Here is a 15,116-nt window from a genome sequence, read left to right as displayed (position 1 = left end):
AGCGATGGTGAGCAGCGGGCACCGGACACCGCGCCGGGTCGTCATCACCGGGCTGGGAGCGGTCACCAGCATCGGCACCGGGGCGGCCGAGTTCCTCGACGGACTCCGCAGCGGCCGCAGCGGCGTCAAACCGATCACGTCCTTCGACACGACGGGCTACGCGCACGCGAACGGCTGCGAGATCGACGACTTCGACCCGGCCCGGTGGATCGAGCACGGAGATCCCGAAGAGCTGGGCCGGGCCAGCCAGTTCTCCGTCGCGGCGGCGAGGATGGCGGTGGCCGACGCGGGGCTCGCCCTGACGGAGCTCCGCGCCCGGCGGGTCCTGGTCTCGGTCGGCACCACCGACGGCGAGTCCCGCGACCTCGACACCCTGACCGAACTCCAGCTCCACCAGGGGCCCGAGGACCTGCCCGCCGTGGTGGCCCGCCGCACCTCGGCCGGCCTGCTGTCCAGCAGCGTGGTGCGCGAGCTGGAGCTGGTCGACGTGGAGGCCGTCACCATCGCCACCGCCTGCGCCGCGGGCAACTACGCCATCGGTTCCGGCTTCGACGCCATCCGCTCGGGCGAGGCGGACGTCGCCCTGTCCGGCGGCGCCGACGCGGTCTGCCGCAAGACCTTCACCGGCTTCTACCGGCTCGGCACCATCGCCCCGGAGCTGAGCCAGCCCTTCGACGTCGACCGCAAGGGCATCCTCACCGGCGAGGGCGCCGGCATCCTGCTGATGGAGAGCCTGGAGTCGGCGCTCGCCCGCGGCGCGCACATCTACGCCGAGGTGCTCGGGTACGGGCTGAACTGCGACGCCCACCACCCGGTCGCCCCGGACCAGGACAGCCTGGCCGCCTGCATCGAACTGGCCCACCGCAACGCCGGGGTGAAGCCGGAGGACATCGACTTCATCTCCGCCCACGGCACCGGCACCAGGGCCAACGACGTGACGGAGGCCGGCGCGATCCGGCAGGTGTTCGCCGACCCGCCGCCGACCGTCTCCATCAAGTCCATGCTCGGCCACACCATGGGCGCGGCCAGCGCGCTCGCCTCCGCCGCCTGCGCCCTGGCGATCAGGGAGGGCTTCATCCCGCCGACGATCAACCACCGGCGGACCGACCCGGAGTGCGGCCTGGACCCCGTCCCCAACCGGGCCCGCACCGCCGAGGTGCGCGTCGTGCAGAACAACGCGCTGGCCTTCGCCGGCAACAACGCGGTGCTCATCCTCGGCGCGTACCGGGGGCACCCGGAGGCGGGGCCGGCGGACCCGGAGGCGGGGCCGGCGGACCCGGGGCAGCCGGACGCATGAGCACGCCGACCCCTCGGCTGCGCAGGGCCGCCGAGGGCCCCGACCCGATCCGGGTGCTGCTGCTGCACGGCCTGGGCGGCAAGCCCTCGGTGTGGAGCCCGCTGGTGCGGCGGGCCGGGGCCGCCTTCGAGCTGTGGGACGTCGAACTGCCTTGGCGCGCCCAGTCCGAGGGCGACGGCTGGGGCGCCCGGCCCGATCCCGGCCGCTTCCTGGTCGAACTGCTGGACGAGCGGTTCGACGCCGTCGTGGCCCACTCGTACGCGGCGAACCTGGTCGTCGAGGCGACCGCGGCCGGCCGGACCGCACCCCGGCCCACCGTCCTGATCAGCCCGTTCTACCGGCCCAGCCCCAAGGACTTCGACTGGTCGGTGATCTCGTACTACCTCAACGACTTCCACCGCGTCTTCGAGGAGGCGCTGGAGGTCGGCGAGACCGCGCGCTTCGCCCGCTCCCACCGCGACTGGATGGCGCGCCGACTGCGCGACCAGGTCGGCCCGTACGGCTGGATGCGGTTCTTCGAGGCCTACCTGCGCTCCCCCACGCTCGACCTCGGCGCGGTCCGCTCGCCGCTGCTCGTGCTCTCCGGGCAGCAGGACACCGCCGCTCCGCCCGAGGACGGCCGGGCGCTCGCCGCCCGGGTGCCCCGGGCGCGGTACGAACCGCTGCCGGGCTGCCGGCACTTCCCGATGGTCGAGCGGCCCGACCTGGTCGCCCGGCTGGTGTGCGACTTCCTGCGCACCGCCGGGCCCGGGGCGCCGCCCGCCGACGCCACCACCCTCTCACCCCTGGAGTCGCCATGACCAGCAGTGCCCCGGCCGCCGACCCGACCACCCGGGTCGACCTCCGCCCGCGCTACGAGGGCTCGAACATCTGCACCTGGATCGGGTTCAAGCACGTCAACTACCTGGTGGAGGAGGCCGTCTACGACCACGCCCGGCAGCACGGGTTCCCGCCCGGGGAGCTGTTCGAGCGGTACGGCCTGGGCGTCGACCTCACCGACCTCGACACCAAGATCCTCACCGCGCTGCACATCGACGACGTCGTGACGGCCACCGTGCGCCGGCTGCCCGCCCAGGACGACGGACTGCGCCTGGGTGTGGAACTGACCGTGGAGCGCTCCGGCGAGACCGTGAAGGCCGTCGCCGCCAAGGCCACCCTCCACCTGCGGTCCGACCCGCGCGGCCACGCCGTCGCCGAGCCGCCCGCCGAGCTCGTCGCCCTGACCGTCGACCGGCTGGGCGCGGGCGCCGCGCCCGTCCCGCTGGTGGCCGGCGCCGACCCGCTCGAACAGCTGACCGCGGGGCGCAACGCCTTCGGCTGGGCGTGGCGGATGCCGTACTTCTACTGCCACTTCACCGAGCGGGTCCAGATGTCCGGCTACCTGCGGCAGATGGAGGAGGTCGTCGACCTCTTCCTGGCCGACCGCGGCGTCTCCATCAAGACCCTGCTGGACGAGCAGGACTGGATCCCGGTCGTCCCGCACTCCCGGATCACCGTCCTGGATGAGGCGCTGATGGAGGAGACCCTCTACACCGTCTACACCGTCGAGAGCGTCTTCAAGCGGCTGACCTACACCGCCCGGATGGACGCCTACGTGCTGCGCGACGGCGTCCTGGTGCCGACCGCCACCGGCCGGATCACCCACGGCTGGGCGGTGATCGAGAACCGCCGCGACTGGAGCCTGGTCGACTTCGACGACCGGCTGACCGACGCCCTGACCGGCAAGGCGGGCAGGGCGCTGGGCCGGGGCCGGGTATGACGGCCACCGACAGCCCGGCCCGGGCCCGGCCGGCCGACGGGCCGCCCGGGGTGCGCGAGCCGGTGTTCTCCGCCTGGTCGGCGGTCTCCCCGTTCGGGGTCGGCGCCCGGGCCTTCGGCGCCGGGCTGCGGTCGGGCACCGGAGCCGTCACCGCCCTGGACCGCGCCGCGTACCCGGGGCCCTACGAACGGGCCGCCCTGGTACCGGACTTCAGCGCCGCCGGCGCGCTGGGCCGCAAGGGCACCAGGACCATGGACCGGGTCACCGCGCTCGCCGTGCACACCTTCGGCACCCTGCTCGACGCCTGCGGGCCCGGCCTGCTGGAACGCCCCGAGCGGGTCGGGCTGGTGCTGGGCACCGGCTCGGGCAGCGTGCAGAGCATCATGGACTTCACCAGGGACTCGCTGACCGGCGACCGCCCCTACCTGGTCGACCCGGCCAGGTTCCCGAACACCGTGATGAACCGGGCCGCCGGCCAGTGCGCGATCTGGCACGGCATCAAGGGCCCCAACAGCACGATCGCGGGCGGCTGGTCGGCCGGCCTGCTCGCCCTCGGCTACGCCGCCCGGCTGTTCCGCGGCGGGCACTGCGACCGGGTGCTGTGCGGCGCCGCCGAGGAGTACTCGGTCCAGCGCGCCTGGCTGGAGTGGCACAGCGCGGACGAGGGCGCCCGGCCCCCGCTCGGCGAGGGCGGCGTGGCCTGGCTGCTGGAGTCCGCCGAACAGGCCCGGGCGGCCGGCCGCCCGGTGCCGGCGCGGCTGCTCGGCACCCGCTTCCGCGCCTACCACCGGCCCGAAGCGGCCGCCGGAACGCTGACCGAGTGCGTGCGCGCGGTGCTCGCCGAGGCCGGCGCGGACGGCCGGGACGTACGCCTGGCGGCCCCGCTCGGGGCCCCCGGCGAGGAGGAGGCGGTGCGCGCGGCCCTGCCGGCCGGCGCGGACCCGGAGTGGATCCGGTGCCGGCCGCTGCTCGGCGACGCCTCGGCGGCCGCGACCGGCCTCCAGCTGGCGGCGGTGCTGGCCGCGGCCCACGAGGGCCGGCTGCCCGCGGCCGGGCTGGCGCTGGTGACCTGCGTCGACCGGGACGGCACGGTCGGCTGCGCGCTCCTGGGCGGCTGAACCGGCGGCCGTCCCCGTGGGGGCCGTCCATGTGACCAGAGGAGGGACAGACCATGATGCTCAGAGCGTTGACCGTGGTGGAGCCGGAGAGCCGCCCCGAGCCCGGCGGCGCGGCCGGCGAGCCGGTGGCGCGGCACATCCGGGGCACCGTCGTGCTGAGCGCGGACGAACCGTTCCTGCGCGGGCACTACCCCGGCCTGCCGGTGGTCCCCGGCTTCGGCCTGGTGCAGTACGTCCACGAGCTGGCGGCCGCGGCCGCCGTGCCCTGCCCCGGCCGGGCCGAGCTCACCCGGGCCCGGTTCCTGAGCCCGGTGCGGCCCGGCGAGGAGGTCGCCGTCGACGCCCGGATCCAGCGCGACCACGACGGCGTGCGGGTCTGCGCCCAGGTCTCCGCCGACGACCGCCCCGCCGCCGAGATCGCCCTGTTCTACCCCCGGGAGGTCCTGTGAAGGACACCGCCGCCATCAAGTCGGTCGTCCCGCACCGCCACCCCGCGCTGCTGGTCGACCGGATCGCCCGGATCGAACCGGGCCGCCGGCTGGTCGCGTACAAGGCGGTCACCCTCGCCGAGCCCGCCTACCAGGACGTGCCCGACGACGCCCCCAACGAGGAGTACGACTACCCGCTGGGCCAGATGCTGGAGTCCTGGGCGCAGTGCGCGGTGCTGCTCGCCTGCTGGGAGAAGCCGAACGCCGACGTGCTGACCGGACAGGTCGTGCTGCTGGCCAGGACCCGCGACGTCCGGGTGCTCGGCCCGGTCCGCCCCGGCTCGGTCATGGTGCACGAGGTCACCATGGTCCGCGACCTCGGCGACACCTTCATCACCGGCGGCCGCAGCACCGTGGACGGCCGACCGGTGCTGGAGGTCGGCCAGTTGACCCTGGCGCTGCGCCCGGCCGAGGTGCTCCGGGCCCCTGGAACCACAACCGGCGGGAGGCCGTGATGTCCGCACGACGGGTCGCCCTGGTGACCGGCGGGTCCCGGGGCATCGGGCGCAGCGTGGTGGCGCGCCTCGCCGCCGACGGCTACGACGTGGCGTTCTGCTACCAGTCCCGGGAGGAGGCCGCGGCGGAGACCGCGAAGGAGGCCGAGGCGGCCGGCGCCCGGGTGCTGGCCCGCCGGGTCGACGTGGCCGACCGCGCGGAGGCCGAGGCCTTCGTCCGGGCGGCCGAACAGGAGCTCGGGCCGCTCCACGCGGTGGTCTCCTCGGCCGGCATCGTCCGGGACAACCCGCTGGTGCTGCTCACCGAGCAGGCCTGGCAGGACGTCATGCGGGTCAACCTGGACGGCACCTACCACGTCTGCCGGGCGGCGGTGTTCGCCATGATGAAGCGCCGCGCCGGTGCGCTGGTGACGATGTCCTCGGTGGCGGGCGTGTACGGCAACGCCACCCAGACCAACTACTCGGCGTCCAAGGCCGGGATCATCGGGTTCTCCAAGGCGCTGGCCAAGGAGGTCGCGCCGCGCGGCATCCGGGTCAACGCCGTGGCGCCCGGCTTCATCGAGACCGACATGACCTCCGGCCTGTCCGAGGACGTCGGCGGCGGCCTCACCGGGCGCATTCCGCTGGGCCGCTTCGGCCGCCCGGATGAGGTCGCCGACCTGGTGGCCTTCCTGCTGTCGGACCGCGCCTCGTACATCACCGGGCAGGTCTTCGGGGTCGACGGCGGGCTGGTGCTGTGAGCGGCACCGGCAAGGCTCCCAGGTTCTACTTCTCGCTGCGCAGCCCGTACTCCTGGCTCGCCTACCGGGAACTGCTGGAGCGGCACCCGGACGTGGCCGAGGCGGTGGAGTGGCGGCCGTTCTTCGAGCCGGACCGCACCAGCGAGCGGCTGCTGGCCGAGCTCGGCGGCTCGTTCCCGTACACCGCGATGTCCCGCGCCAAGCACCTGTACGTCCTCCAGGACGTGCGGCGGCTCACCGCCGCGCGGGGGGTCGGCCTCCGCTGGCCGGTGGACCGCGACCCGGTGTGGGAAGTGCCCCACCTGGCCTATCTGCTGGCCGTGCGCGGGGGTCGCGGCCCGCATTTCGTCGCGGCCGCCTACCGGGCCCGCTGGGAGGAGGGGCGGGACATCTGCGACCGTACGGTCGTCGCCGGGATCGCGGCCGGACTGGGCCTCGACCCGGTGGAGGCGGCCGGGGCGAGCGACGACCCGGAGCTGCGCCGGCAGGGGGCGCGGCTGCTCAAGGACATCTGCGACGACGGGGTGTTCGGCGTGCCGTTCTTCGTCCAGGGCTTCAGCCGCTTCTGGGGGCTGGACCGGCTGCCGGACTTCGTCGCCCACCTGCGGGCCCGGGCGGTACCCGCCGGGGCGCTGCCGCCGCCGGCCGCCCCGGCGGTCGGGCTCGGCGCCCGGTCCGTCGACGACGGCCACGCCGGCGGCTGCGGCTGACCGGCCCGCAACGGCGAACGGCCCCGGCGCTGCTGCGCGCCGGGGCCGTTCCGTGTCCGAAGGCCGCCTACGTGCGGACCGGGACGCTCCGGTAGAGCTCGGCGATGCAGGCCCGGGAGAGCGCGGCCAGGCTGGAGACCATCAGCTCCGCCGGCAGGCCCGCGCTGCGGTAGGCGAGCGGGAGCTCGGTGCAGGCGGCCACCACCGGCAGCCGCCGGCGCCGCCACAGCCCTCCGACGGCCGCCCGGAAGGCGGCGCCGGCCTCCTCGACCCGTCCGGCCTTCACCCGTTCGGCGGCCCCGTGGACCGCCTCCTGCGTCCCGCCGTCCGGCAGCAGCAGCCGGTAGCCCCGGGCCGCGGCCCGCCGCTGGTAGAGGCCGCTCAGCACGGTCCCGGTGGTCGCCGTGAGCCAGCCGCCGTCCGGGCTCAGCCGGACGGCCTCGTCCAGGGTGGCGTCGACGATGTCGACCACCGGGACCGGGGAGGTGGCGGCGAAGCCGTCCAGGAAGACGTGCGCCGTGTTGCAGGGCACCGCCAGCAGGTCCGCGCCCCAGCCGACCAGCGTGCGCAGGCACTCCCGCACCCGCCGCGCCGGCTCCTCGTCGCCGCCGAGGATCGCGGCGGTGCGGTCCGGGATGCCCGGCTCCGACAGCAGCAGCAACCGGGGGTGCTGCTGGTCCCGGGCGGCCGGCGCGTCGGCGGCGAGCAGCCGCAGGAACTCCGCGGTCGCCGCCGGGCCCATGCCGCCCAGTACGCCCAGGGTCCGCTCGGGGGCCCGTGCCGTCAGCGCTGTCATCCCTCGACTCTGGACGGCTGCGCTGACCCGGAACTGACATTCGCCTGACGTCCGCCGTTTGGGGGAACTCCCCATCCGGACAGGGGGGTTAGCCCCATGGCCCGCCGGTTTTCCGGCGCGCTAGCTTCGTGGGGTACGCCCCGCGACGGGGCCTTTCCGGCAACGCCTTCCAGATCTGGGGAATGACATGCGCCAGCAGTCCGGCCGTCTCGCGTCCTTCGTCGTCCTCGCGGCCGCCGTGGGCGGTCTGAGCGCCTGCGGCTTAGCTCCCGACAACACCTTCGACGACGACGCCACGGTGGGCGACAGGATCACCGCGGTGAAGCTCGACACCACCTCCGGCGGGGTGACCCTGCGCGGCAAGGAGGGCCTCGACAAGATCTCCGTGCACCGGTCGGTCAGCTACAAGAACGACAAGCCGGGCGTGACGAGCCGGGTCGAGAACGGCGTCCTGGTGCTCGGCGGCTGCGGCCAGTACTGCTCGGTCACCTACACCGTCGAGGTCCCCGCCGGGCTGCCGGTCACCGGCCAGACCTCCTCCGGCTCGGTCAGCCTCTCCCAGGTCGGCAGCGTGCAGGTCTCCACCCACTCCGGGGGGGTCAACCTGGACGGGGTGAACGGCAGCACGGAGGTCAAGACCACCAACGGCGCCATCAACGGGCGCGGGCTGAACGGCGACCGGATCCAGGCCGAGACCCACAACGGCGCGATCGACATCATCTCGACCAAGCCGCAGGACGTCTCCGCGTCGACCTCCAACGGCGCCATCACCCTGGTCGTGCCGGCCGCCACGTACAAGGTGTCCGCGAAGACCGGCAACGGCCACAAGGACATCGGGGTCTCCGACGACCCGTCCGGCCGGTACCAGCTCACCCTGAGCACCAGCAACGGACGCATCTCGGTCAAGCAGGCCTGATGAGACCACCGGCTGCCTGACGAGACCACCGGCTGCCTGCCGTCCGGCGATCAGCCGGGCGTCAGCAGCCTGTCAGCGTTCCCGGCGACTCTGGTGGGGCTCCGATCCTTGTCGCGAGGAGGCCCCGTCGCATGACGTCGATAGAAGCGGTATCGAGCTACCTGCCACCGACGGTCTCGGTCGAACAGCTGCGGGAGCCGCTGGGGCTGACCGACCAGCAGGTGCGCCGGTTCACCAGGCTGTACGGCCTGGACCGGATCTGCCAGGCCCCCGACCAGTCCGAGGCGGAGCTGCTGACCACCGCTGCGGGCAAGCTGGACGCCCTCGCCGGGCAGGAGGACCGGATCCGGTACGTGGTGCGCGCCAAGGGGCTGCGCACCACCGCGCCGTACCCGGTCAGCCCGCTGCGGACGGTCTGCGAGTCGCTCGGGCTGCGCCGGGCGAAGGTGTTCTCGGTGGCCGACCACGGGTGCGCGACCGGCCTGCTCGCGGTGGACGCGGCCGGCACCCTGCTGGCAGGGGACGGGGACCCGGACGCGCTCGCGCTGGTCCTGGCCGGTGACAAGACGCTCACCCCGTTCTCCCAGTGGGTCGAGGACGTGTCGATCATGGGCGAGGGCGTCACCGCCCTGCTGGTGGCCGCCGGCGGCGACCGCGACCGGGTGCTCGGCTACCACGCCCGCGTCCACGGCCGCGAGGACGGCGTCATCGACCTCGACGCCGAGGGCGCCCGCGAGGCCAAGCGGATCTACCAGGACGCGATGGCCGAGGTCATCGACGGCGCCCTGGCCGCGGCCGGCCTGGCCGTCGGCGACCTCGACCTGGTGCTGCCGCACAACGTCAACCGGGTCTCCTGGACGGTCGCCGCGAACGCGCTCGGCATCGACCGGGACCGGATCTTCCTGGAGAACATCGCCCGGACCGGCCACTGCTTCTGCGCCGACCCCTTCATCAACTACCGGTCGGCGCTCGAACTCGGCCTGCTGCGGCCCGGGGACACCTATCTGATGACCTCCGCGGGGCTCGGCCAGTCCTTCGCCGCGATGGTCGTGAGGCACTGATGGGCGCCCGCGCGGGGCTCCCGGCCCCGGACTTCGCCGGCCGGCTGTCGCTCGCCCTGACCGGATCGCCGGACGCCCGCTTCCTCTTCCTGGGCAACTTCGAGGTGGAGCAGCAGTGGGCGCTCGGCGAGCACACCCTGCCCCGGCTGTCCGCCGCCGCGTCCAGCGCCGTGGTCAACCGGATGGACGAGTTCGCCCTGCTGCTGGCCGGCGGCCGCGACCACGTGGTGCTCAAGACCCACCCGGACCGGGACTACCTCGCGTACCTGGCCGGCCTCGGCCTGGAGCTGCCGCGCATCCACGTCCCGGCCGTCCAGGACCCGCAGCGCACCGTCACCGAGGACGCCCTGGCCGACCCGGCGCTGCTCGCCGCACTGGCCGGCCTGGCCGCCGAAGGCTGCCGGATCGCCGTCCACGGCGTGTCCGGACCGGAGGAGCGCCTCGCCGCGGCCACCGGGCTGCCGCTCGCCGGACCGGACGCGGCCACCTGCAAGGCCGTCAACAGCAAGGTGTACAGCCGCCGGATCGCCGACGAGCTCGGCCTGCGCCAGCCGAGGGGCTGGGCCTGCGAGACGCTCGCCGAACTCGCCGCCGCGTTCGCGGCGGTGGACGCCGAACTCGGTGACGGCCGGGCCGTGGTGAAGGAGGCGTTCGGCGTCTCCGGCAAGGGCATCGCCCGGCTGACCAGCCGGCGCCGCGGCGAGCGCGTCCTCGGGCTGATCGCCAAGCAGGTCGAGGGCTCCGGCCGGGAGCGGATCGCCATGGTCGTCGAGGAGTGGGTCGACAAGGCCGCCGACCTCAACTACCAGTTCACCGTGGGCCTGGACGGCTCGGTGGCGTTCGACTTCGTCAAGGAGCAGCTGACCGAGGACGGCGTCCACAAGGGCCACCGGATGCCCGCCCGGCTCTCCGCCGCCCAGGTCGACGAGCTGCGCACCGCCGCGGACCGGCTCGGCGAGCGGCTGGCCGCCGACGGCTTCCACGGCGTGGTGGGCGTGGACGCCATGGTGGACCCGGACGGCGGGCTCTACCCGGTCGTGGAGATCAACGCCCGCAACAACATGTCCACCTACCAGGTCCGTTTGCAGGAACGGTTCGTCAAGCCGGGACAGGTCGCCGTCGCCCGCCACTACCCGCTGCGGCTGACCGAACCCCTGGCCTTCGACGAGCTGCGCCGGCTGCTCGACGGCCTGCTGCTCGGCCCGGCCGGCGGCCGGGGCCTGCTGGTGAACAACTTCGCCACCGTCAACGCGGCGTTCACCGGCGGCGACGCCCCCGTCGACGGCCGGCTGTACGGGATCGTCGTCGCCGACTCGGCGGAGGAACTGACCACCATCGACGCACAGATCGCCGTCCGGCTCGACGGACGGGAGAGAGGAGACCGGCCATGAGCGGAGTCTTCGAGATCCAGGGCACACCCGTCACCGAGATCGCCCAGCGGTACGGCACCCCGCTCTTCCTCTACGACGGGGACGCCCTGACCGGGCGGATGCGCGAACTGCGCGAACAGCTGGACCCGCGCCTCCAGGTGTTCTTCTCCCTCAAGTCCAACCCCAACCTGGCGGTCTGCGCCCTGCTCCACGCCCACGGCGCCCGCGCCGAGGTCTCCTCGCTCACCGAGCTGCGCACCGCCCGGCAGGCCGGCGTGGCCGGCCCGGACATCATCTTCCTCGGGCCCGGCAAGAGCCGGGAGGAGCTGCTCGCCTGCCTGGACGAGCGGATCGCGGCGATCGTCTGCGAGTCCTTCCAGGAACTGGCGCTGATCGACGAACTCGCCCGCGGGCGCGGGGTGGTGGCCCCGGTCGCGCTGCGGGTCAACCCGAGCTTCTCGGTCAAGGGCTCCGGCCTCACCATGGGCGGCAAGCCCCGCCAGTTCGGCATCGACGAGGCCCAACTGCTCGCCGACCCCGGGCTGGTGGCCCGCCACCGAGCGGTGCGGGTGATGGGCGTGCAGGTCTACATGGGCACCCGCATCCTGATCGAGGACACCGTCGTCGAGAACACCGAGCGGATCTTCGCCCTCGCCGAACGCCTCTCCGCCGCCCTGGACTTCCCGCTGGAGCTGGTGGACGTCGGCGGCGGGCTCGGCGTCGCCTACTTCGACGGCGAGCGGGACCTCGACCTGCCGAAGCTCGCCGCCGGGATCAACCCGCTGGTCGCCGGGTTCGCCGAACGCCACCCCCGCACCCGGCTGGTGATGGAACTCGGCCGCTACCTCACCGCGCTGGCCGGCACCTACGTCACCCGGGTCCGGTACGTGAAGGAGTCGCTCGGCGAGCGCTTCGCGGTCGCCGACGGCGGCACCCACCACCACATGGCGGCGGTCGGCATCGGCTCCTTCGTCAAGCGCAACTTCCCGATGCGGCTGCTCAACCGGATCGACGAGCCCGCCACCGAGGTCTGGAACGTCACCGGCCCGCTCTGCACGCCCAACGACACGCTGGCCAGGAAGGCCGAGCTGCCGCCGGTGCGCCCGGGCGACCTGCTCGGAGTGCTGCGCTCCGGCGCGTACGGGCCGACCGCCTCCCCCGTGCACTTCCTCAGCCACGGCTACCCGGCCGAGGTCCTGGTGCTCGACGGCGAGGCACACCTGGTCCGCGAGCCCGACCGGCCCGAGGACCTGCTGCGCCACCAGCGCCCGATCGCCCCCGAACTCCTCGGGCGCGCCTGAGAATCCCCCGTCCACCCACCGGAAGGAGTGCTGACCATGACCGGAGCGACCGGCACGGACCGCGCGCGGATCGTCACCGAGATCTCCGCCGCCCTCGGCGAGGTGCTCGACTACGACCTGCCCGAACTCACCGAGGAGTCCCGGCTCTTCGACGAGCTCGGCCTCGACTCGACCGGCGTCTTCGAGCTGCTGATGCGGCTGGAGGAGTCACTGGACGTCGAGTTCGACACCGACTCCCTGGAGATGGCCCACTTCGCGAGCGTGCGCTCGCTGGCCGACTTCGTGGCCACGGAACTGGACGGCTGAGGATGCCGGTCCGGACCGCCCCGACGAAGGGGCCCTGGGAGGCGCCCGCCGTCTTCCCGCTCGGGCTCGCCGCGATCACCCACCGGAGGTTCCCCCCGGGCCCGGCCCGGATCGACGACGCCTTCTCGCGGCGCCACTTCGCCGACCTGACGGCGGCCTACGGCGTCGACCACCGGCCGGACCTGGTCCAGGACGCGGCCGGGAACACCTTCGCCGCGATGGCCGGGGAACTGCTCGCCGACCTCGAACCGTCAGAGCCGTCGGACCCGTCGGACCCGTCGGCCCCGCGAGAGGCCTCGGGCGCGCCGATCGACCTGGCGGTGGTCGCCCACGCCACGCCGGACCTGGACTGCCGGCTCGCCGCCGTCACCGCCCTGTCCGAACGCATCCCCGGCGGCCCGCTGTCCTTCACCGTCTCCGAGTGCGGCTCCCACGCCCCCTTCGCCGCGCTGCGGCTGGCCGCCGCCTACGCCCGGCGGCACGGCCACCGCAGGGTCGCCCTGTTCGTGCTCGACCAGGCCACCCTCCCGTACGAGAGCGGACGGGACCTCGCCGGCGACGCCGGCCTCGCGCTGCTGCTGACCGACACCGGCTCCCTCGGCCGGCTCACCCTGTGCCAGCGCACCGACACCGGCCCGGACGACGTGGCGGCGGCCGTCCGCACCGCCCTCGCCGACCTGGACGCCACCGGCTGCCCGGTGGTCGCCGGCGCCGCCGTCGACCCCGCGCGCGACCTGCCCGGCCACCCCGGCCGGATCGTCCGCACCCCGCCGGGCCACCCGGCCTCCGGCGCGCTCACCGCCCTCGCCGCCGACCCCGCCTGGTCGGCCGGCCGGGAGCGGCGGATCGTCCTGGTCGACCACGAGCCCGACACCGGGGACCTCGCCGTCTGCCTGATCGAACGGGGCGGTCGATGACCACCGTGACGCGGCAGGACGCGGGCCTGTGGCCCCGCTGCCGGGACGCCGCCCGGCACCGGGGCCTCGCCCCGGCGCTGCGACTGCTCGGCTCCTCCCTGACGCCCGGCCTGCTGCCCTGCGGGCCCGGCGGCCAGACCGTCGCCGACGCCGCGACCTTCGCCGGGGCCGACTGGCTCTGGGTCGACGGCACCACCCGGCCGCGCCGCCCCGCCGACGAGACCGTGCTGTCGCGCACCCCGCTGCCCGGCGGCGAGGTGGTCGCCGCCGCCGTCACGCCCGCCCCGCCGACGGCCGGGCGCAGCGCGGCCGAACGGGACGCCGGCTCCGCCTTCGTGCTGGGCCTGGCCTGGGTGCGGCTCGGGCTGTCCGAGTCGCTGCGCTCGGCGTGCCTGGAGTACCTGGGCCGGCGCCGCAGCGGCGACACGTACCTCTTGCAGCAGCAGCTGGTGAAGGGCACCGTCGCCGAGGCGGTGGCCGACCACCTGGAGGTCCGGGCGGTGCTGTCCGGCGCCGGCCCCGGCGACCTGTCCGCCGCGGTGCTGGCGGACGTGCACGCCCGGATCACCGGGGCCGACCGCGAGCAGGTCCGGCTGCTGGGCGCCAGCGGCTACCTGCGGGACGGCCCCGGGATGCCCTGCTACCTGTCGGAGCTGGCGGCGGAGGTCTTCGTGACCGGGGAGGAGCCGCGGTGACCGGGCCGGACGGGCACCTGGCCGCGCTGCGCGTCCGGGTGCGCGAGTGGGGCGCCGACCTGCGCCCGCTCGCGCTGGAGATCGACCGCGACCCGGAGGCCATCCGGCACCACCTGGACCTCCCGGCCGTCCGCTACCTGGCGACGATGGGCATCCCGGCCGAGTACGGGAACGAGCCGGAGAAGATCGACGGGCACCGCCACTGCGGCGACTCCGCGCTGGAGCGCGCGGTCGTCATGGAGGAACTCGCCCGCGCCGACGTCGGCTCGATGGTCGCCTCACCGGGGCCGTTCCTGGCCGGCGTCGCGGTCGGCCTGTGCGCCGACGAGCGGCAGAAGCAGTGGTTCTACGGCCGGATGCTGAGCGAACCGCTGTGGACCTGCTTCGCGCTGACCGAACCGGACCGCGGCTCGGACGCGACGGCCCTGACCACCGCGCTGACCCCCGCCCCGGGCGGCGGGGCGCTGCTCGACGGCGAGAAGCGCTACGTCGGAAACGCCTCGCGGGCCCGGCTCGCGGTGGTCTTCGCCCGCACCCGGCCCGGGCCGCTCGGCATCACCGCCGTGCTGGTCGACACCCGGACCCCCGGGTTCCACGCCGAACCGCTGGACATGCTGGGGCTGCGCGGCGCCCGGATCAGCTCGATCCGGCTGGACTCGGTGGCCGTTCCCGAGGAACGGTTCCTCGGCCGCCACCTCCCGGCCAGCCGGCGCGGGGTCTGGGCGTTCGTCCAGACCTTCAACCTGCTGCGCCCCGGCGTCGCGGCGATCGCGGTGGGCATCGCCCGCGCGGCCCACGACTACGTGGCCGAGCACCGCGGTCCGCTGCGCACCGCCGAGCGGGAGCGGCTAGACGCACTCGGCCGCCGGATCGACGCCGTTCGCCACCTGGTGCTCCAGGCCGCCGCGGCGGTCGACGCCCGGCCGGCCGACGGGCACCTCGCCTCGGCCGCCAAGCTGCGCGCCGCCCGGCTCGCGGAGGACGTCACCCTGGCGGCCTGCGGGTTCTTCGGGCCCGGCGCCCGGCTGGCGCACCCGGTGCTGGACAAACTCGCCCGCGACGCCCGGGCGATGGAGTTCCTCGAGGGCGCCGCCAACATCCACAGACTGAACCTCTTCCAGGGGCTGCTCACCGGAAAGGTCGGGCGCGCCCCGGGCGCGGCCGACGACCGGCCCTGAGGCCCGGAC

General features: G+C 74.7%; 17 protein-coding genes. 16 read left to right on the top strand and 1 reads right to left on the bottom strand.

Annotated features, from left to right (window positions below; translation table 11 throughout):
* Window positions 1-4: 4 nt before the first annotated feature.
* Genes ACZ7RU_RS19445 through ACZ7RU_RS19410 form a run of 8 tightly spaced genes read left to right on the top strand, consistent with a single transcriptional unit; the run spans window position 5 to window position 6,567 of the window.
* Window positions 5-1,297, top strand: coding sequence for a beta-ketoacyl-[acyl-carrier-protein] synthase family protein (locus tag ACZ7RU_RS19445; protein WP_470342144.1), 1,293 nt, complete (start codon window positions 5-7; stop codon window positions 1,295-1,297).
* The gene (locus ACZ7RU_RS19440) at window positions 1,294-2,097 is read left to right on the top strand and encodes an alpha/beta fold hydrolase (protein WP_470342143.1); all 804 of its coding nucleotides are present in this window, start codon (window positions 1,294-1,296) and stop codon (window positions 2,095-2,097) included. The genes ACZ7RU_RS19445 and ACZ7RU_RS19440 overlap by 4 nt, the downstream gene beginning before the upstream one ends.
* Window positions 2,094-3,056, top strand: coding sequence for a hypothetical protein (locus ACZ7RU_RS19435; RefSeq protein ID WP_470342142.1), 963 nt, complete (start codon window positions 2,094-2,096; stop codon window positions 3,054-3,056). The genes ACZ7RU_RS19440 and ACZ7RU_RS19435 overlap by 4 nt, the downstream gene beginning before the upstream one ends.
* Window positions 3,053-4,174, top strand: coding sequence for a beta-ketoacyl synthase N-terminal-like domain-containing protein (locus tag ACZ7RU_RS19430; RefSeq protein ID WP_470342141.1), 1,122 nt, complete (start codon window positions 3,053-3,055; stop codon window positions 4,172-4,174). The genes ACZ7RU_RS19435 and ACZ7RU_RS19430 overlap by 4 nt, the downstream gene beginning before the upstream one ends.
* Before the next feature lie 53 nt (window positions 4,175-4,227).
* Entirely contained in the window at window positions 4,228-4,623 is a 396-nt protein-coding gene (locus ACZ7RU_RS19425; protein ID WP_470342140.1) for an ApeI family dehydratase, read from the top strand.
* Window positions 4,620-5,117: a 3-hydroxyacyl-ACP dehydratase FabZ family protein gene (locus tag ACZ7RU_RS19420; RefSeq protein WP_470342139.1), complete on the top strand. Its 498-nt coding sequence runs from the start codon at window positions 4,620-4,622 to the stop codon at window positions 5,115-5,117. Before ACZ7RU_RS19425 ends, ACZ7RU_RS19420 begins: the two co-directional genes overlap by 4 nt.
* Window positions 5,117-5,857: a 3-oxoacyl-[acyl-carrier-protein] reductase gene (fabG, locus tag ACZ7RU_RS19415; protein ID WP_470342138.1), complete on the top strand. Its 741-nt coding sequence runs from the start codon at window positions 5,117-5,119 to the stop codon at window positions 5,855-5,857. Before ACZ7RU_RS19420 ends, fabG begins: the two co-directional genes overlap by 1 nt.
* Entirely contained in the window at window positions 5,854-6,567 is a 714-nt protein-coding gene (locus tag ACZ7RU_RS19410; protein ID WP_470342137.1) for a DsbA family protein, read from the top strand. Before fabG ends, ACZ7RU_RS19410 begins: the two co-directional genes overlap by 4 nt.
* Window positions 6,568-6,634: 67 nt before the next feature.
* Here the strand turns inward: ACZ7RU_RS19410 and ACZ7RU_RS19405 are convergent, their stop codons facing one another.
* Window positions 6,635-7,363 (bottom strand): aspartate/glutamate racemase family protein, encoded by a 729-nt coding sequence (locus tag ACZ7RU_RS19405; RefSeq protein ID WP_470342136.1) that lies wholly within the window; start codon window positions 7,361-7,363, stop codon window positions 6,635-6,637.
* A gap of 187 nt (window positions 7,364-7,550) precedes the next feature.
* Between ACZ7RU_RS19405 and ACZ7RU_RS19400 the strand changes: the two genes are divergently transcribed.
* The 8 genes from ACZ7RU_RS19400 to ACZ7RU_RS19365 all read left to right on the top strand — a co-directional run bounded on the left by ACZ7RU_RS19400 (window position 7,551) and on the right by ACZ7RU_RS19365 (window position 15,107).
* Window positions 7,551-8,279 carry a DUF4097 family beta strand repeat-containing protein gene (locus ACZ7RU_RS19400; RefSeq protein WP_470342135.1) on the top strand — a complete coding sequence of 243 codons (729 nt, stop codon included), beginning with the start codon at window positions 7,551-7,553 and terminating at the stop codon, window positions 8,277-8,279.
* A gap of 131 nt (window positions 8,280-8,410) precedes the next feature.
* Window positions 8,411-9,340, top strand: a complete 930-nt coding sequence (locus ACZ7RU_RS19395) for a 3-oxoacyl-[acyl-carrier-protein] synthase III C-terminal domain-containing protein (protein WP_470342134.1) — start codon at window positions 8,411-8,413, stop codon at window positions 9,338-9,340.
* Complete coding sequence (locus ACZ7RU_RS19390) at window positions 9,340-10,731, top strand: preATP grasp domain-containing protein (RefSeq protein WP_470342133.1); 1,392 nt, start codon at window positions 9,340-9,342, stop codon at window positions 10,729-10,731. The genes ACZ7RU_RS19395 and ACZ7RU_RS19390 overlap by 1 nt, the downstream gene beginning before the upstream one ends.
* The gene (locus ACZ7RU_RS19385) at window positions 10,728-12,011 is read left to right on the top strand and encodes a type III PLP-dependent enzyme (RefSeq protein ID WP_470342132.1); all 1,284 of its coding nucleotides are present in this window, start codon (window positions 10,728-10,730) and stop codon (window positions 12,009-12,011) included. Before ACZ7RU_RS19390 ends, ACZ7RU_RS19385 begins: the two co-directional genes overlap by 4 nt.
* A 36-nt stretch (window positions 12,012-12,047) precedes the next feature.
* Window positions 12,048-12,317: an acyl carrier protein gene (locus ACZ7RU_RS19380; RefSeq protein WP_387751226.1), complete on the top strand. Its 270-nt coding sequence runs from the start codon at window positions 12,048-12,050 to the stop codon at window positions 12,315-12,317.
* 2 nt (window positions 12,318-12,319) lie between these two features.
* A complete protein-coding gene (locus ACZ7RU_RS19375; protein WP_470342131.1) occupies window positions 12,320-13,234 on the top strand; it encodes a hypothetical protein in 915 nt (304 codons plus the stop codon).
* Entirely contained in the window at window positions 13,231-13,929 is a 699-nt protein-coding gene (locus tag ACZ7RU_RS19370) for a hypothetical protein (RefSeq protein WP_470342130.1), read from the top strand. The genes ACZ7RU_RS19375 and ACZ7RU_RS19370 overlap by 4 nt, the downstream gene beginning before the upstream one ends.
* Window positions 13,926-15,107 carry an acyl-CoA dehydrogenase family protein gene (locus tag ACZ7RU_RS19365; protein ID WP_470342129.1) on the top strand — a complete coding sequence of 394 codons (1,182 nt, stop codon included), beginning with the start codon at window positions 13,926-13,928 and terminating at the stop codon, window positions 15,105-15,107. Before ACZ7RU_RS19370 ends, ACZ7RU_RS19365 begins: the two co-directional genes overlap by 4 nt.
* Window positions 15,108-15,116 lie beyond the last annotated feature (9 nt).

The organism is Kitasatospora sp. NPDC114501, assembly GCF_055633695.1.
The sequence above is the reverse complement of the archived record's forward strand: the minus strand, read 5'-3'. Positions and strand labels throughout refer to the sequence as shown.